This window comes from uncultured Parabacteroides sp. (assembly GCF_902493135.1).
In the GTDB taxonomy this organism is placed as follows: Bacteria; Bacteroidota; Bacteroidia; order Bacteroidales; family Tannerellaceae; genus Parabacteroides.
The window spans coordinates 61,096-79,765 of record NZ_CABUOD010000009.1 but is presented as its reverse complement, the minus strand read 5'-3'; the positions used below and the strand labels follow the sequence as shown (position 1 = coordinate 79,765).

The 18,670-nt window shown below is 48.5% G+C and carries 13 protein-coding genes and 1 pseudogene; 8 read left to right on the top strand and 6 right to left on the bottom strand.

The genetic code is table 11. The annotated features are described in order from the left end of the window. The first annotated feature begins 127 nt into the window (after positions 1 to 127). Genes hisG through hisB form a run of 4 tightly spaced genes read left to right on the top strand, consistent with a single transcriptional unit; the run spans position 128 to position 4,495 of the window. Positions 128 to 979, top strand: a complete 852-nt coding sequence (hisG, locus tag RDN79_RS06015) for an ATP phosphoribosyltransferase (RefSeq protein WP_298549413.1) — start codon at positions 128 to 130, stop codon at positions 977 to 979. 59 nt (positions 980 to 1,038) lie between these two features. Beyond that, a complete protein-coding gene (gene hisD, locus RDN79_RS06010; protein WP_298549414.1) occupies positions 1,039 to 2,328 on the top strand; it encodes a histidinol dehydrogenase in 1,290 nt (429 codons plus the stop codon). Beyond that, positions 2,325 to 3,356: a histidinol-phosphate transaminase gene (gene hisC, locus RDN79_RS06005; RefSeq protein WP_298549415.1), complete on the top strand. Its 1,032-nt coding sequence runs from the start codon at positions 2,325 to 2,327 to the stop codon at positions 3,354 to 3,356. The genes hisD and hisC overlap by 4 nt, the downstream gene beginning before the upstream one ends. Before the next feature lie 11 nt (positions 3,357 to 3,367). Then, a complete protein-coding gene (gene hisB, locus RDN79_RS06000) occupies positions 3,368 to 4,495 on the top strand; it encodes a bifunctional histidinol-phosphatase/imidazoleglycerol-phosphate dehydratase HisB (RefSeq protein ID WP_298549416.1) in 1,128 nt (375 codons plus the stop codon). 82 nt (positions 4,496 to 4,577) lie between these two features. Here the strand turns inward: hisB and RDN79_RS05995 are convergent, their stop codons facing one another. Then, complete coding sequence (locus tag RDN79_RS05995; protein ID WP_298549418.1) at positions 4,578 to 5,690, bottom strand: glycoside hydrolase family 43 protein; 1,113 nt, start codon at positions 5,688 to 5,690, stop codon at positions 4,578 to 4,580. 101 nt (positions 5,691 to 5,791) lie between these two features. Between RDN79_RS05995 and RDN79_RS05990 the strand changes: the two genes are divergently transcribed. Together RDN79_RS05990 and RDN79_RS05985 are read left to right on the top strand one after the other, a co-directional pair. Further along, positions 5,792 to 6,193: a lipocalin-like domain-containing protein gene (locus tag RDN79_RS05990; protein WP_022321933.1), complete on the top strand. Its 402-nt coding sequence runs from the start codon at positions 5,792 to 5,794 to the stop codon at positions 6,191 to 6,193. 3 nt (positions 6,194 to 6,196) lie between these two features. After that, positions 6,197 to 6,286: pseudogene (locus tag RDN79_RS05985) on the top strand (transcriptional regulator); the annotation flags it as partial. 187 nt (positions 6,287 to 6,473) lie between these two features. Here the strand turns inward: RDN79_RS05985 and ybaK are convergent. The 5 genes from ybaK to RDN79_RS05960 form a co-directional block, all read right to left on the bottom strand. After that, positions 6,474 to 6,956, bottom strand: coding sequence for a Cys-tRNA(Pro) deacylase (gene ybaK, locus RDN79_RS05980; protein ID WP_298549419.1), 483 nt, complete (start codon positions 6,954 to 6,956; stop codon positions 6,474 to 6,476). Positions 6,957 to 6,961: 5 nt separating this feature from the next. Next, entirely contained in the window at positions 6,962 to 9,103 is a 2,142-nt protein-coding gene (locus tag RDN79_RS05975) for a Tex family protein (protein ID WP_298549421.1), read from the bottom strand. 98 nt (positions 9,104 to 9,201) lie between these two features. Then, positions 9,202 to 10,605 (bottom strand): ATP-binding cassette domain-containing protein, encoded by a 1,404-nt coding sequence (locus RDN79_RS05970; protein WP_298549423.1) that lies wholly within the window; start codon positions 10,603 to 10,605, stop codon positions 9,202 to 9,204. 8 nt (positions 10,606 to 10,613) lie between these two features. Then, positions 10,614 to 11,528 (bottom strand): ABC transporter substrate-binding protein, encoded by a 915-nt coding sequence (locus RDN79_RS05965; protein ID WP_374044489.1) that lies wholly within the window; start codon positions 11,526 to 11,528, stop codon positions 10,614 to 10,616. Continuing rightward, a complete protein-coding gene (locus RDN79_RS05960) occupies positions 11,525 to 14,110 on the bottom strand; it encodes an ATP-dependent Clp protease ATP-binding subunit (RefSeq protein WP_298549427.1) in 2,586 nt (861 codons plus the stop codon). The genes RDN79_RS05965 and RDN79_RS05960 overlap by 4 nt, the downstream gene beginning before the upstream one ends. A gap of 370 nt (positions 14,111 to 14,480) precedes the next feature. Between RDN79_RS05960 and gyrA the strand changes: the two genes are divergently transcribed. Both gyrA and RDN79_RS05950 read left to right on the top strand, forming a co-directional pair. After that, complete coding sequence (gyrA, locus tag RDN79_RS05955; protein ID WP_298549428.1) at positions 14,481 to 17,087, top strand: DNA gyrase subunit A; 2,607 nt, start codon at positions 14,481 to 14,483, stop codon at positions 17,085 to 17,087. 41 nt (positions 17,088 to 17,128) lie between these two features. Then, positions 17,129 to 18,355, top strand: coding sequence for a tetratricopeptide repeat protein (locus RDN79_RS05950; protein WP_298549430.1), 1,227 nt, complete (start codon positions 17,129 to 17,131; stop codon positions 18,353 to 18,355). Positions 18,356 to 18,670 lie beyond the last annotated feature (315 nt).

Here is an 18,670-nt window from a genome sequence, read left to right as displayed (position 1 = left end):
ATTACAACGGGCAATAGTTCGGTGGGCTGTGTGGTATGTAGGAACATATTAATATAAATGAATAAGGCTTGCCGTTTACGGTAGGCCTTATTTTGTTTTTGGAAAAATATATACAAACAAAATAAACATGTTACGAATTGCAGTACAATCTAAAGGTCGTCTTTACGATGAAACAATGCTTCTCTTGGAAGAAGCCGGTATCAAACTGAACAGGGGAAAACGTATTTTGCTGTTGTCGGCAAAAGGATTCCCGGTAGAAGTCTTATTCCTGCGCGATGACGATATCCCGCAATCAGTTGCCAATGGCGTTGCCGACGTCGGTATCGTAGGCGAAAACGAATATGTGGAGAAAGGGCAGGAGGCCAAGCTGATCAAACGTTTAGGATTCAGCAAATGCCGTCTTTCACTCGCCATTCCGAAAGATGAAGATTATCAGGGGGTGGAATGGTTCGCCGGAAAAACGATCGCAACTTCCTATCCGGAAATACTGAAGGCTTATCTGGCTGAAAAGGGAGTGAAAGCAGACCTTCACGTAATCAGCGGGTCTGTGGAAATTGCGCCGGGTATCGGCCTCGCGGATGCGATTTTCGATATCGTCAGCTCCGGCAGCACACTGGTGAGCAATCAGCTCAAAGAAGTGGAAGTCATCATGCAGAGCGAAGCCCTGTTGATTGCCAACAACAATCTGTCGGATGAAAAACAGGCTATCCTGGACGAACTCTTGTTCCGTTTCGAAGCGATCCAGGTAGCGGAAGGCAAGAAATATGTATTGCTGAACGCTCCGAAAGACAAGATGGACGAGATCATAGAAGTGCTGCCGGGCATGAAGAGCCCGACCATCACGCCGCTTGCCGACGGGAACTGGGTGTCTGTCCAATCTGTCATAGCGGAGAAACATTTCTGGGAAATCATCGGTAAACTGAAATCGTTGGGAGCGGAAGGCATATTGGTGCTGCCGATCGAGAAAATGATTTTGTAAATTAATAAGTATTACCTCTTAATTTTTTAATTCTTAATTCTTAATTTTTAATTTATAAAGTGGAAGTAATCAAATATCCGTCAAGAGAAAAATGGGCCTCATTGGCCCAGCGTCCGGCGCTGGATGTCACGACACTGTTCGATACGGTTCGCACGGTGCTGGATGAAGTCCGGGAGGGAGGAGATGCCGCCGTTATCCGGTATGAGGAGAAGTTCGACAAGATAGATCCCGCTACCTTCAAAAGGTTGCAGGTTTCAGAACAGGAATTAGCGGAAGCAAAGGAGCTCGTGCCCGAAGACCTGAAGCAGGCTATCTGTCAAGCAAAGAACAATATAGAGATATTTCACGCCTCACAGCGTTTTACGGGAAAGAAGGTAGAGACGACACCCGGTGTCACCTGCTGGCAGAAAGCGGTAGCGATAGAAAAAGTCGGTTTATACATTCCCGGCGGAACGGCTCCTCTTTTCTCTACCGTCCTGATGTTGGCTGTCCCGGCACGTATTGCCGGCTGTAAGGAAATCGTGCTTTGTACGCCTCCGGGCAGGGATGGAAAGGTACACCCCGCCATCCTGTTTGCCGCGGAAACGGCAGGCGTCAGCAAGATATTCAAGGCAGGAGGTATCCAGGCCATAGCGGCGATGGCCTACGGAACGGAATCGGTTCCGAAGGTCTATAAGATATTCGGTCCCGGTAACCAGTATGTGACGGCGGCCAAACAGTTGGTCAGCCTGAAAGAGGTGGCCATCGACATGCCTGCCGGTCCTTCCGAAGTGGAAGTGATTGCGGACGAATCGGCCAATCCCGCCTTTATCGCCGCGGATTTCCTTTCCCAGGCGGAACATGGAGTGGACAGCCAGGCCATGCTGGTGACGGCATCCGAAAGCATCGTCGAACCGGTCATGCAAGCGATCCGGGAACAGCTGGACCGGCTGCCCCGTAAGGAGATCACGGAAAAATCGTTGAGCCACAGCCGTCTTATCGTGCTGAAGGATAAACAGGAAGTGATCGACTTCACCAACCTGTACGCTCCGGAGCATCTGATTATCCAGACGACCGATTATGCAGATATTGCCGGGCAGGTCGAAAATGCAGGCAGTGTCTTCATGGGACCCTATACGCCGGAAAGCGCTGGCGACTACGCTTCCGGTACGAACCATACGTTGCCGACCAACGGATATGCAAAAGCCTACAGTGGCGTGAACCTGGACAGCTTCATCAAGAAGATCACGTTCCAGGAGATCACGGCCGACGGCATCCGGCTGTTGGGCGGGACGATCCGGACAATGGCGGCCAACGAGCAGCTGGATGCGCACAAGAATGCAGTAACAATCAGATTGAACACATTATGAAAGACTTAAAAGATTTAGTCAGACCCAATGTCTGGAACATGAAGCCCTACTCGTCTGCCAGAGATGAGTTTCAAGGTAATGCCTCCGTTTTCCTGGATGCAAACGAAAACCCGTTTAACAGACCGTACAACCGCTATCCCGATCCTTTGCAATGGGAACTGAAGAAGAAGATTGCGGAGATCAAAGGGGTGAAACGCGAGTCTATCTTTCTGGGGAACGGAAGTGACGAACCGATCGATCTGATTATCCGTGCGTTTTGCGAACCGTCTATCGACAGCATCGTAAGCATCGCGCCTTCCTACGGCATGTATGAAGTCGCGGCCAATGTCAATAACGTAGAGTTCCGGAAGATCAAGCTGGACGAAAAGTTCGACCTGGATACCGACAGCCTTCTGGAAGCGGCAAACGACTGGGTGAAGGTGATATTCCTGTGTTCTCCCAACAACCCGACAGGAAATAACCTGAGCCGTGACCGCCTTTACAAAGTATTGAATACTTTCCAGGGGATCGTTGTGATTGACGAGGCTTATGTCGATTTCTCCATCGAGCCTTCTTTCTTAGGCGAGTTGGATAAATTCCCGAATCTGATCGTCCTGCAAACCATGTCCAAAGCGTGGGGGGCTGCCGGAATCCGGCTGGGAATGGCTTTTGCTTCTCCCGAAATCATTGCGATCCTCAATAAGATCAAATACCCGTACAATGTAAATCTGCTGACTCAGGAACGTGCCTTGTATGTACTTGAAAACAAGGAACAGATGGAAAAACAGCTTCGTTCGATCCTTTCCGAGCGGATTCGTCTGCAGGCCGTACTGCCGGAGTTGAACTGCGTGCGCAAGATTTATCCTACGGATGCAAATTTTGTCCTGGTCGAAGTGACGAATGCCGATACGATCTATAAAAATCTGGTCAGACAGGGTATTATCGTCCGTAACCGGACAAATGTGACCATGTGTAATGGCTGCCTTCGCATCACGGTCGGCAAGCCGGATGAAAACGATGCTTTGCTCGAAGCGCTTAAAAAAATGTAAAGATTTATGAAATGAAAAGAGCCTTATTTATAGACCGGGACGGAACGCTTGTGATAGAGCCGCCGGTGGACTATCAGCTGGACAGCCTGGAGAAGTTAGTGTTTTATCCGAAGGTGTTCCGTAACCTGTACTTTATCCGTAAACAGTTGGATTTCGAGTTTGTGATGGTGACGAACCAGGACGGTTTGGGTACGGATTCCTTTCCGGAAGACACTTTCTGGCCGGCACACGACAAGATGTTGAAGACCTTGGAAGGCGAGGGGATCCGTTTCGACGATATCCTGATCGACCGTTCTTTTCCGGAAGAAAACTCTCCGAACCGGAAACCCCGTACAGGTATGTTAGGCCGCTATCTGTCCGGCGAATATGACCTGGCAAACAGTTACGTGATAGGTGACCGGCTGACGGATATGCAGCTGGCGGCCAATTTAGGGGCAAAAGGGATATGGCTTCGTCCGGATGACGACGAGGCGCGACAGTTGCTCACGGAGAATACGGCTATTTCTCCCGTCCTGATTACAGATGATTGGGACCGGATCACGGAATATCTTTTTGCCGGAGAACGCCGGGCCACTATCCGACGTACGACAAAGGAGACGGATATTTTAGTGGAAGTGAATCTGGACGGACATGGACGGACGGAGATTTCCACCGGTCTCGGCTTCTTCGACCATATGCTCGACCAGATCGGAAAACATTCGGGTATCGATTTGACGGTACGGGTGAAAGGGGATCTGGAAGTAGACGAACATCATACGATAGAGGATACGGCTATTGCGCTTGGAGAAGCTTTGTTAAAGGCTTTAGGCGACAAGAGGGGGATCGAACGCTACGGTTACTGCCTGCCGATGGACGATTGCCTGTGCAGTGTGGCGCTTGATTTCGGCGGACGTCCCTGGTTAGTCTGGGATGCAGCCTTTCACCGTGAGAAAGTAGGGGATATGCCGACCGAAATGTTCCTGCATTTCTTTAAAAGCCTGAGCGATGCCGCCCGCATGAACCTGAACATTAAAGCGGAAGGCACAAACGAGCACCATAAGATCGAAGGAATCTTCAAGGCTTTGGCCCGCTCCATCAAGATGGCTATCCGCCGCGACATCTACAGGTTTGAACTGCCGAGTACAAAGGGGGCTTTGTAAATTAAAAATTAAGAATTAAGAATTAAAAAATATCATCGACCGTAATTTTTTAATTCTTAATTCTTAATTCTTAATTTTTAATTTACTCCGCGTTCGGTCCTTCCACATAGAGCTTGCCGTTCTCATCGATTCCCATCTTGTCGATAAAGACAACCCGCTCGTTTCCTGTTTTCTGGGTGTAGCCGTGGTAAACGCAATACATCTGCTTGCCGTCTTTCGACCAGGTCACGCTGTTATGCCCCGTACCGGTAACGATGCCTCCCTGCTCCACATTCTTTTGAAGTACCGGGTTGTCGTTCGATTTGACAAACGGGCCGAGCGGACTTTTTGCCGTTGCATAGCCGACAGCATAATTCTTGCCTTTGTAATAATTGGCCGAATACATCATATAGTAGGTATCGCCCTTTTTCAATGTATAAGGGCCTTCCGTCCAACGGCGGTTGATCTCACCGGAAGTAACGGAGCGGCTTTCCCATTCGGATTGCGTGTCGTCCAGTTTTACTGGCGGACGGAGCAGCAGGACCGGTTCACCGATCACTTCTGTCAAATCCGGCTTTACCTCGATGCCATATATCCAGCTTTCCTCTATCTCGTCGAACTTCCCTTCTTTTTTAGCCTGTTCGGCAATTTCGCTTTCCACCGGATGTTTGTAGCAACAACGGGAAAAATACAGATAGGTCCGTCCATCCTCATCGTCGATCAGGTTCCCGTCGATAACCGGATAGCCCGGATCAAACAAAGGTTTGTCGGATAATTCCTTGAAAGGTCCTGTCGGCTTGTCGGCAACAGCCACTCCGATACGGAAATTTTCCAGTTCATTTGTCGGATTTTCTTTCCAGTCGGCACTGTACAGCATATAGAACTTGCCACCCCGTTCATACACCTCCGGGGCCCAGAAGTTGGCGACTCCCCATGATCCCGGAACGTTACCCCGGAATACCTGTCCTTCGGCTTTCCAGTTGGCCAAGTCGGGAGAGGAATACACACTGAAGCCGTCGACGGCGCCTCCGCCTGTTCCATACATATAGTATATGCCGTCCGAAGCCAGCAATACATACGGATCACCAAACTGTACGGGAAGGGGATTGGTATGCACGATACTTTTTTCCTGTTGTTCCTTCTGCACTTTGTGTACGCAGGAAGAAAAAGTAAATACCGCTGAAAGCAGTACTACAAATTGTTTCATTTGTCTCATAGATTGTCTATAAAATTAAAAACACATAATAAATGACAGCAAATATACAAATTTGAAATTATTTCCTTTCCTTTGATGTCCGATTTAAGCAGAAAAAGAGTATGGTTAGAAATATATTGATAGCATTTTGTGTGATCCTGTTCGTCTCGTGCAGCAAGGACACGGAATCCAAGTTGTTCGGTAAATGGCAATTACAGAAGGTAGAAGCAAGCGGTGACGTGCAGAATGTCGATACGGTTTATTTTAATTTTGAACATTCTTTGTTTATGTACCAGGTGTACGTTACGGAAATCGACTCTTTCCGCCATCAATATGGCTACAACACGTTGGAAGGTGAAAAAACATTGCTGCTGGAATTGGAGAACAATCCGGGGCCGATCAGTAAATTCCTGCCCTATACCGATTGGAATTCTTCCAAACAAACCTATACAATCGATAAACTGGAATCCAAGCAACTGATCTTAAGCCGCGAGGGGAAAACATATACGTTCCGGAAGTTCTAAAGATTAAATAAGAAATGCGAGCCGACTTTGAAAGTTGTTCGTGAGATCAGCCGGAAATTGAATATCGATGCTGATATCGTCTTAGGTGTATAAAATTAAAGAAAGAAGAAAAGAGGCGGTGTGTCAAAACTCCTTTATCACGATCTTTAGCACGGATTACGCGGATTACACGGAAAGATGATAAATTTATCCGTGTAAATCCGTGAAATCCGTGCCTAAATTATGTCTATTGTAAGCAGGATTTTCTTTTGACACACCTTCGATAATTTACAGTATTGATTCATATTTCACGTATGACATCCGCCACCTCCGCCCGTGCCTCCCGGATCAAATCCCCCGGTGTGATCCGGATCTGCAAGCCCCGTTGTCCGGCGCTTACATAGATATGGTCGAATTGTCCGGCGGTGTGGTGGATGTAGGTCGGGAAATGCTTTTTCATGCCGATGGGGGAGCAGCCGCCACGGATGTAGCCGGTGAGAGGCAGAAGTTCCTTGACTGGTATCATTTCACAGCTTTTGTTGCCGGAGACTTTGGCGGCCTTTTTCAGATCGACCTCGTCGGCGCCGGGAATGACACAGACGAAATAGCCGCTTTTGTCGCCGTGGAGGACAAGCGTCTTGAATACCTGCGCGACATTCTCGCCTAACTGGTCGGCAACGTGCGTTGCGCTCAGATCGTTTTCATCTACTTCATATGGAACCAGCTGGTAAGCCACTTTGGCTTTGTCCAGCAGGCGTGCTACGTTTGTTTTGTTGATTTTCATCGCTATTAAGAAATTGTTTCTTCTATTCCTTTCATAGAAAGCTGAACCCGTTTGCGAACGAGGTCGACGCTTAACACTTTTACTTTCACATGTTGATGGATCGAGACGACTTGTGTCGGATCACTGATAAAACGGTCTGCCAGTTCGGAAATATGAACCAGCCCGTTCTCCTTGATGCCGACGTCGACGAAACAGCCGAAATTCGTTATATTGGTGACGATACCCGGCAGCACTTGCCCTTCTTTCAGGTCTTCGATCGTCTTCACCGTTGGATCGAAAGAAAATACTTGGATGGTCTGGCGAGGATCGCGTCCCGGCTTGTCCAGCTCTTCCATGATATCCAACAAAGTCGGCATTCCGACTTTATCCGTGACATATTTCTTCAAGTCGAGCTTTTTCTTCAGTTCTTTATGGCTGATCAGTTCGGTGACAGTACATTTCAAGTCCTTTGCCATCAGTTCGACGATCGGATAACTTTCCGGATGGACGGCCGAGTTGTCCAATGGGTTCTCACCATCTTGGATACGAAGGAAACCAGCACTTTGTTCAAAAGCCTTTTCTCCCATGCGGGGCACTTTCAGCAGCTCGCGGCGGGACTGGAAAGGCCCGTGTTCGGTACGGTAGTCGACAATGTTCTGTGCCAGTGCCGGGCCCAATCCGGAAATATAGGTAAGCAGATGTTTGCTTGCCGTATTGACGTTCACGCCAACCAGGTTCACGCAGCTTTCCACCGTCTGGTCGAGGCTCTTTTTCAGGGCGCCCTGCTCGACGTCATGCTGGTATTGCCCGACACCGATGCTTTTCGGATCGATCTTGACCAACTCGGCAAGCGGGTCCATCAGGCGACGGCCGATGCTGACGGCGCCACGGACCGTCACATCGTACTCCGGAAATTCATCGCGGGCGATCTTGGAAGCCGAATAAATGGAAGCACCGTTTTCACTGACCACGAACACCTGAACCTTACGGTCGTAGCGGATATTGGTAATGAACTGTTCCGTCTCCCGGCTGGCCGTCCCGTTTCCTATTGCGATGGCGTCGATAGCATAGGTCGCTACCAATTGTGCCACTTTGGCAGCCGCTTTGCTCTTCTCGTTCTTGGGCGGGTGGGGATAGATCGCTTCGTTATGCAACAATGTCCCTTGCGCATCGAGGCAAACCAGCTTGCAACCCGTGCGGTAGCCGGGATCGACACCCAACACGCGCTTCTGTCCCAATGGCGGAGCCAGCAACAACTGGCGCAGGTTCTCGGCAAATACACGGATCGCCTCTTCGTCGGCTTTCGCCTTGCTCAGGTTGGCAAATTCGGTTTCGATGGAGGGTTTCAACAAACGCTTGAAAGAGTCGTCCACGGCCATCGATACCTGTTCGGATGCTTCGCCCCGTCCTTTCACGAAACGGCGTTTCAGACGGTCCAGGCAGCCCGTCGTGTCGGGCGAAATGCCTACGCGCAGGATACCTTCCGCTTCCCCTCGGCGCAGGGCCAACAGGCGGTGTGAACTCGTACGGTTCAAAGGCTCGCTGAATTCGAAATAATCGCGGTACTTGGCGCCTTCTTCCTCTTTTCCTTTGATGACTTTGGACGTGATAACCGCCGTGTGCGAGAAAGAATTACGGACGGCGCCCCGGGCCTCTTCGTTCTCATTCACCCATTCGGCGATGATGTCACGCGCCCCTTGCAACGCTTCTTCCGCGTCCTTCACTTCCCCTTTGACAAAAGCTGCCACACGGGCGGACAGGTCTCTTTCGTTCTGCATCATCACGACTTTGGCAAGAGGTTCGAGCCCTTTCTTGCGGGCGATCTCCGCTTTGGTGACCCGTTTGGGTTTGTAAGGCAGATAAATGTCTTCTATCTCGGTACTGTCCCACGAATCCTCGATCCTCTTTTTCAGTTCGGGAGTCAGTTTGCCTTGTTCTTCTATGGAGGATAAGATACTTTCTTTTCTCTTCTTCAGTTCGGTCAACTTGTCCAACTGGTCTTTGATGTTGCCGATCTGGACTTCATCCAGCCCTCCGGTCACCTCTTTGCGGTACCGGCTGATGAAGGGGATTGTCGCTCCTTCTCCTAACAGCCCGACGGTTCGTTCCACCTGTCCGGCGGGAATGTCCAGGATACGGGAAATCAGCGTATGAAATGATGTTACCATAATATGGGTCGTTTCTTTATATTCGAGTCACAAAGATAATAGTTTGGCTTTTATTTTGCTTCAGCCGACGAGTTCTTTATCCAAATACTTGCAATTCCTTACACACCGGTAAGAGTCTCCTGACGGCCGGTTTGATCCAAACGGACTGTCTTATCTGCGAACAAACGCAGTTCTTCGGGATGATGGGAGGTGAAGAGAATCGTCTGTCCGCTTTCTGCTTGCCGTTCGCGGATACGCTCGATAATTCGGCGGCTTAAAGCCTCGTCCAAACCTTTAAAAGGTTCGTCCATAAGCAGGAGCGGCGAAGGATAGGCCAGGGCACGTGCAATCGCGACCCGTTGTTGCTGTCCGAAACTCAGTTCATCAGGGAAACGATTCGCAAAGTCTCCCAACTCCATCTTTCGCAATACTGAGGCCGCCCGTTCGAAAGCAATCTCTTTTTTCAGGCAGGCCGCCAAGGGGAGGGCGATATTTTCGGCAATCGTCAACTGGCTGAGCAATTCGGGTTCCTGGAATACATAAGCGATTCCGGTTTTACAGTCTGTCTCGATCTCTCCTTGCACAGGCTTTAAAATATTCCCGATCAGGTTCAACAAGGTCGTTTTGCCGGTTCCCGACGGAGCGGTTATGCCATATATGAATCCTTTTTCGAAAGTATAGCTGAAGCGGGATAGGACCGTATCCGAGCCATACCGGTATGAAACATCGCGGATCCGTATGTCGCAATTTCCTTTTGGCGCAGGCAATTTGCTGGAATGCTCATTAAAATGTATCGGGAATCGTTGCCTTGCCAACCGGTTGATCCCTCTGTCAAAAAGATAGCTGATCAGGATCGCGACAATTGTCCATGCGATCAATTCGGGAACGGCTATAAAAACTTGTGCCTGCTTCATTTCCCCGCCGATGCCGGGCGAACATTGCGCCAGAACCTCTCCCATGATGATAGCCCGCCAACCGAAGCCCGCTGCGGATGCAAGACCGCTGTACAGGAATGGCTTCAATTGCGGATAGGTCACTTGTGCCAGCCTGTTCCAACGTCCGATCCTGAATTGGCGGGCCATTATCGAGAGCCCTTTCCGCCGGCTCCGTATTCCTTTCGTCAGGTTTTCCGTAAGGAGAGGGAACATGGTCAGGAAAGCGATTATCAAAGGAATACTTTCCGCATTCAGGAAAATCAAAGCCAGGAGTATGAATGAAATGACCGGAATGGAACGCATGATTGCCAGTAACGGACGGAAAAGTTCATACATCCACCCGCATTTGTCGAAAAGGAAAGAGACTCCCACGGCCGCCATTAGCGAGACGGACATCCCGATGGTTCCGCGCAACACTGTCGCCATGACTGATCGATAGAATGAGCCGGATGTGAAAAGTGCGGCGAGCGTGCTTGACAGCCGGGGTACGGACGGAACCAAATCCGGCAAACGTACCAGCATCGACAATAGTTGCCAGGCCAGCAAGAGGAAGGTTATCGACAGGAGGGTAAAGATGCTCTTCTTCATTTTCCGGGTCATTTATAGAATTGCTCGTCGGGCATCTTTCCTCCCAATGCCTTCGGTTCATACTGCCCGATCAGTTGCAAGAAGCGGAGTATGTTCTCTTGGGCTTCGGATGCCGTTTTGTAGTCGATCTTGCAGCGTTCGATACTTTCGGGCGTCAACATGCCGGATGCAAAAATGTTTTCTTTTTCCAATATGCGGATCGCCTGTTCCGGCTGCTCCACGGCAAAGCGGCAAGAAAGATCCAAGAGGCTGTCGATCGTTTCCCGGCTTTTTTCCAAAGCGGGTGCATAGAGTATGGCTGTCTGGGCAAATCCCAAAGAGGTTGAATCGGGACTGTTCAGGTCTGCCAATAGGTGCAACGTGCTGTCTTTCCGCAACGCGATACTCAGGAACGGTTCTCCCAAAACGGCATGATCGACTTTCCCGGCCAACAGCCCCTGCATGATCTCCCGTGCGGTAGTAAATGAATAATTCAGCGTGTAATCGGGTTTGTGTTGCCGGAGATAATGACGGGTCAGAATGTCAGGTGTCGTTCCGGCTCCGAAAATATGTAAAACCGGCTTGGCAGCACCGGAAAGTCCTTTATCGTTTCTACCGGCCAAATAGAGGGTTCCCCATATCGGACAACCTGCCAGATGGTACCGGATGCCTTTATTATACAGGTTGGCAGCACTGATCATCGGCAAAACGGCTATATCCGCTTCGCCCTTTATCAGGGCGGCCTGCATCAAGTCGGGAGAATCGATTATCCGGACGGATAGCGGCTTGCCGTCGATAACGGGCGCTTCTTCCATCCAGTGTGCAAAGACAATAGCGGAAGGACCACGTAAAACAGCTACGTGTATCGCTTCCGCTTCTGTATTCGGTTTACTATTGCAGCAGCATAAAATAAGTAGCATGCAAAAGCATCTGAAAAATGTCATTCGGCAGCCGGCTCGCTTTTCTTTACATTCGTGACAATCTCCTGTTTGTCCTTATCGAAGTCGACAACGATCGTATCTCCTTCTCCGACAGAGGCGCGGATGATCATTTCCGCCATCTCGTCTTCCAGATATTTCTGGATGGCGCGTTTCAGCGGACGTGCACCGAACTGGATGTCATAGCCTTTGGTGGCAACAAAATCCTTGGCGGCGTCTGTCAGTTCCAGGGAATACCCCAGGCCTGCCACACGTTTGTAAAGACCTTGCAACTCGATATCGATGATCTTATGGATCGCTTCCTTGTCCAGCTGGTCGAACATGATGATGTCGTCCACACGGTTCAGGAACTCCGGAGCGAACGCCTTATTCAACGCTTTCTGGATAACGCTGCGGGAGAAGTCCTTATCCGGTTCGCCGGCAGCCTGCGAACTGAAACCGACACCACGGCCGAAGTCTTTCAACTGGCGTGTACCGATATTGGACGTCATGATCAGAATCGTGTTCTTAAAGTCGATCCGTCTGCCGAGGCTGTCAGTCAGACGTCCTTCGTCCAAGACTTGCAGCAGCAGGTTGAACACGTCCGGATGCGCTTTCTCGATCTCATCCAACAGGACGACAGAGTAGGGCTTGCGACGAACTTTCTCGGTCAGCTGGCCGCCCTCTTCATAACCGACATATCCCGGAGGCGCACCGATCAGGCGGGACACCGCAAACTTTTCGAGGTACTCGCTCATATCGATACGGACCAGGGCGTCGGCCGAGTCAAACAGATATTCCGCCAGTTTCTTGGCCAAGTGAGTCTTGCCGACACCTGTCGGTCCCAAGAACATGAAGGTCCCGATCGGTTTGTTCGGGTCTTTCAGGCCGACGCGGTTACGCTGGATTGCTTTTACGATCTTCTGGACGGCATCATCCTGGCCGACCACTTTCTTCTTCAGGTTCTCGGCCATTTCGAGCAGTTTCAGGTTTTCTGCTTTGGCGATACGCTGAACAGGGACACCTGACATCATGGCTACGACTTCTGCCACCTTATCTTCGTCCACCGTTTCGCGATGCTCCTGCAATTCCTGTTCCCATTTGGCTTTGGCGGCTTCCAACTGCAAGAGGTACTGACGTTCCTTGTCGCGGAAGCTGGCGGCCAGCTCGAAGTTTTGCGACTTGACGGCAGCGAACTTCTCTGTTTTGGTCGCCTCGATCTTCGCCTCCAGTTCTTCGATGCTCTTCGGAACCGTTATGTTAGATATATGTACGCGAGAACCGGCTTCGTCCAACGCATCGATTGCCTTGTCCGGGAAGTTGCGGTCGCTGATGTAACGTTCCGTCAGTTTCACACAAGCCTGCAGGGCTTCGGGCGTATAGATCACGTTGTGATGTTCTTCGTAGCGGGCCTTGATATTCTGCAGGATCTGCAACGTCTCTTCCGCAGTTGTCGGATCGACGATCACTTTCTGGAAACGACGTTCCAAAGCTCCGTCTTTCTCGATGTTCTTACGATATTCATCCAGGGTCGTAGCGCCGATGCATTGTATTTCACCACGGGCCAGGGCCGGCTTCAGCATGTTGGCGGCATCCATTGAACCGGAGGCCGAACCGGCACCGACGATCGTATGGATCTCATCGATGAACAGGATGATATTCGGGTTCTTCGACAGCTCGTTCAGAATCGCCTTGATACGTTCTTCAAACTGGCCGCGATATTTGGTGCCCGCCACGATAGATGCCATATCCAGGCTGATCACACGCTTGTCGAACAAAACGCGGGAAACTTTGCGCTGGATGATACGCAAGGCCAAGCCTTCCACGATCGCCGATTTGCCGACACCCGGTTCGCCGATCAGGACAGGATTGTTTTTCTTGCGGCGGCTCAGTATCTGCGCCAGGCGTTCGATCTCCTTCTCGCGCCCGACAATCGGATCGAGACGGTTTTCAGCGGCCGCACGCGTCATATCCGTACCGAAGTTATCCAATACAGGCGTGTCGTTGGGCGATTTGGGCTGTGCGGAGCCGGCTCCGGAAGAGGAGCGGGGAGACTCCCGGCGGGAAGAGAAATCATCGTCTTCGTCTTCATCGTCGTCGGTATAGCCATCGCTGATCCCTTCGAAATGTCCGGCGTCTTCTTCTCCGGCAAAATCATCCATGCGCTTCAAGCCGGTACCGCTCACCAGGTAGTTGTATATACTGCGGTACGTTATGCCGATTTCGTTCAGCACCTTTGCCGCAATATTGAACTCTTCTTTCAGAATGGCCAGAAGCAGGTGTTCCGTTCCGGTTTCTTCTTTCTTGAACAAGCGCGATTCAAGCATGCTCATGCGCAGTACGCGCTCGGTTGTTTTACTGATTGCGATATCATGCTGGACAGCCTCCTCGGCATCGATTGTATTCTTAATTTCTCGTTCGATCTTTCTTTTGATATCCCATTCGTCGACATTCAGTTCGCGCAGGGCCTGCACGGCTTTCCCTTCGCCGTCGCGGATAATTCCAAGCATTAAGTGTTCCGGTCCGATATAACCGTTCTGAAGCCTTACAGCTTCTTCGCGGCTATATTCAATAACGTCCATTAATCTCTTTGAATAGTTATTTTTCATATTATAATAATGTACTGTGATCATGCAAATGTAATAAACTCTCGTTATATATCTAACAAAATCCATGCCATTATTCCTTAAAAGAAAATAAAGTATCAAATACGGAGTTGTCATATTGGTACGAAAAACGGCTTAATCCTGTCATATAGGAATGTTAAAAAATATTACCCGCAAGTGTAATTCAAAATACACGCCCTATTAATCCCATTTTCATGGGGTGGTGGTTTCATTTTGATAGTTCGGAACCGGATGCCTCCCGACAAGTAAATTCTAAAATTTCGAGCCAAAAACTTTCGTGATACACGGAAAAGCCTTACCTTAGTGCACTTTTTGAAAGGTGAGATATTGAGTGTAATTAATATAAAACTAAATGGTTGATCAAGACAGAATTATTAAGATTAACATCGAGGAGGAAATGAAATCGGCATACATTGACTATTCAATGTCTGTCATCGTTTCACGCGCCCTTCCGGATGTTAGGGATGGTTTCAAACCGGTTCATCGTCGTATTTTGTTCGGAATGAATGAATTGGGTAACACATCCGACAAACCTTATAAAAAATCTGCGAGAATTGTTGGTGAAGTTTTAGGTAAATATCATCCACACGGCGACTCGTCCGTTTATTTCGCAATGGTTCGTATGGCACAGACATGGTCTATGCGTTACACGCTGGTGGATGGACAAGGAAACTTCGGTTCGGTGGACGGCGACAGCCCTGCCGCCATGCGTTATACGGAAGCAAGATTGAGCAAACTTGCCGAAGAAATGCTGCGCGATATCGACAAAGATACGGTTGATTTCCAGCTGAACTTTGACGATACGCTGAAAGAACCGACCGTATTGCCGACTCGTATTCCGAATCTGCTGGTAAACGGCGCTTCCGGTATTGCCGTCGGGATGGCGACAAACATGCCTACACATAACCTTAGCGAGGTGCTGGACGGCTGTATGGCCTTCATCGATGCCCATGGGGAAATGGAAGTGGCTGATTTGATGCAATATATCAAAGCTCCGGATTTCCCGACCGGCGCGACTATCTATGGATATGCCGGTGTTAAAGATGCTTTTGAGACAGGCAGGGGACGGATCATCCTGCGCGGAAAAGCAGAAATCGAAACGGAGGGCAATCATGAGAAGATCATTATCACCGAGATTCCTTACCTTGTCAATAAGGCGGAATTGATCAAATATATCGCTGATCTGGTAAATGAAAAACGTATCGAAGGCATTTCCAATGTAAACGACGAGTCGGACCGTACCGGTATGCGTATCGTCGTGGATGTCAAAAGAGATGCCAATTCGAGCGTAGTGCTGAACAAACTCTATAAGTTGACGGCTTTGCAGTCTTCTTTCAGTGTCAATAACATTGCATTGGTGAACGGGCGTCCGCGCCAGCTTAACCTGAAAGACCTGATCAAGGCATTCGTCGATCACCGCCATGAAGTCGTGATCCGCCGTACCAAATACGAATTGCGTAAGGCCGAAGAGCGTGCCCATATCCTGGAAGGCCTGATTATAGCTTCCGACAATATCGATGAAGTCATTGCAATCATCAAGTCGTCCAAAAGCCCGGCCGAAGCCATCGAACGTTTGATGGAACGTTTCTCCCTGTCGGATATACAATCTCGCGCCATCGTAGAAATGAGACTTCGCCAATTGACGGGCCTGGAACAGGATAAACTCCGTGCAGAGTATGAAGAAATCGAAAAATTGATCGCATATTTGAAGGAAATTCTGGAAAATGACGATCTTTGTATGAAAGTCATCAAAGACGAATTGCAGGAAATCAAGGACAAGTACGGAGACGAACGTAAAACAGACATCGTCTATGCCTCCGAAGAGCTTAATCCGGAAGACTTCTATGCAGATGACGAGATGATCATTACCATCTCCCACATGGGATACATCAAACGTACGCCGTTAAGTGAATTCCGTGCACAGGGACGTGGCGGAGTAGGGGCCAAAGGTTCCGAAACGCGTGATGAAGATTTTGTGGAATACATCTATCCGGCCTCCATGCATGCCACCTTGCTGATCTTTACGGCAAAAGGAAAATGTTATTGGCTGAAAGTATTCGAAATTCCGGAAGGGGCGAAGAACTCGAAGGGTAGAGCGATCCAGAACTTGTTGAACATCGAACCGGACGACAAGGTCAACGCTTTCATCCGCGTCAAGAAACTGACGACAGATACGGAGTTTATCAATTCCCATTACCTCTTGTTCTGCACAAAGAAAGGGGTGATCAAGAAGACCCTGCTGGAAGCATATTCCCGTCCTCGTCAGAATGGTGTGAATGCCATCACATTACGGGAAGACGACGGCCTGATCGAAGTGTGTATGACAAATGGCAATAACGAGGTTCTGATTGCAAACCGCAACGGACGCGCCATCCGTTTCCATGAGAGTGCAGTACGTGTCATGGGCCGTACGGCATCCGGTGTGAGAGGGATGACACTCGACGATTCCAACGATGAAGTGATAGGAATGGTTTGCATCAAGGACAAAGAAAAGGAAACTGTACTGGTGGTGTCCGAACAAGGTTACGGCAAACGTTCCAACATCGAAGATTATCGTATTACGAACCGTGGAGGTAAAGGCGTCAAAACCATCAATATTACGGAAAAGACCGGTAAACTGGTAGCTATCAAGAATGTTACGGAGGAAAACGATATTATGATCATTAATAAATCCGGTATCGCGATCCGTATGAAGGTATCTGACCTGAATGTCATCGGACGTGCAACACAAGGGGTACGCCTGATCAATTTGGGGAAACGTAATGACGAAATCGCCTCTGTATGTAAAGTGCTGTCACAGACTGAAGAAGAGATCGCTGAAGAAAAAGCACAGCGTGAAGCTTTAGAAGATGCGGCAATCCATGAACATCCAATAGGGAATACCGATTTCGAAGATGTCTCTGATGATGTCGAAAGCAATGAAAATGCGGACGATACAGAAGAAACAACGGAGGAATAATTTAAACAAATAGAAATATTAATCTCAAATCACTATCACAAATGAAACGAGTATTATTGACAGTTGCACTATGTGTTGCAGCATCTGCCTCTTTCGCACAGAAAAAAGTTGTGAACGAGGCGCAGAGTATTGCGAAAGGAAGTAACGCAGATTTCGGAGAAGCCAGAACCTTGATCAAAGGTGCGTTGGAAAATCCGGAAACCAAAGACGACGCTAAAACTTGGTATGTAGCAGGTTTTATTGAAGATCAGCAGTTCAATGCCGAAAGAGCTAAACAAATCTTGGGACAGCAGCCTAACGAACCGGTTATGTACGAAGCTTTGTATGGTATTTTACCTTATTTCCAGAAAGCCTACGAACTGGATCAGTTGCCGAATGAAAAAGGCAAAGTAAAACCTAAATATTCAAAAGATATCAAAAGTATCTTGAGTGCAAATCATGTGTACCTGTTCAACGGTGGTGCCTATTATTTTGATAAACAAGAGTATAAGAAAGCATACGATTTCTTCAACCAGTATGTGGAAATATCCGAACTGCCGATGTTCGCAGGGACTCAGACTGCTGAAAAAGACTCTACATTCATGACGGTCCAGTTCTATGCAGCCGCAGCGGCTTCCTTAGCCAAAGATTCCAAATTGGCTATCGCCGCTTTGGAACGTGCCAAGAATACTCCTTATCGTCAATATGATGTTTTCCAGTATCTTTGCTATGAATACGGTGAAGCAAGAACGGCTCAGGACTCTGTCATGTTGGAAAAGACATTTGAAGAAGGTATGCAGGTGTTCCCGGATTCGGCTTTCTTCCTGAACAACTTGATCAATACATACATCTATTCCAATAGAAATGAAAAAGCATTGGAAATGTTGAATGTCGCAATCCAGAAAAATCCGAATGATGCCAACCTTTACAACGTAATGGGACGTGTTTATGAAACCGGATTGAAAGATAATGCCAATGCTGAAAAGTATTTCAAAATCGCTTTGGAAAAAGACCCGAATCTGACAGATGCACTTTCTAATATCGGTCGTATCTACTACAACCAGGGCGTAAACAAATTAAGCGAGGCTAATATGATCAATGATAGCAAGAAATATCAGGAAGAATTAGCCCTGGCAAAAGAATTGTTCAAAAAAGCGCTGCCTTATTATAAAAAAGCTCATGAAGCAGAACCTGAAAAAATGGACAACATGATCGCTTTGAGAGGTATCTATTACAATTTGAACATGGGTCCGGAACTGGAAGCCATCGAAGCTGAAATGAATAAATAATAGATCGGATAAGATTTAATCAAAAAAGGAGTTCTCTGAATCGGAGAGCTCCTTTTTATTTTAAGAAGCTCTTGTTCATAGAGAGAAAAGACAGGCTGTTACCGGGATCAGACGGGTTCGGCAAAGAATTCCAATAATACTATTAAACATAATCGTAATTATCTAAAGTAAACATCTGAGGCATAGATGGGTTATATATAAGGAACACAAAAAAAGCCCGTATCCAACTTCACAGTTACATACGGACCAAACAAATAACAAACTCTACTTATATGAAAAAACAAATACTACTAACTTAATCATGTCGGGAATTTC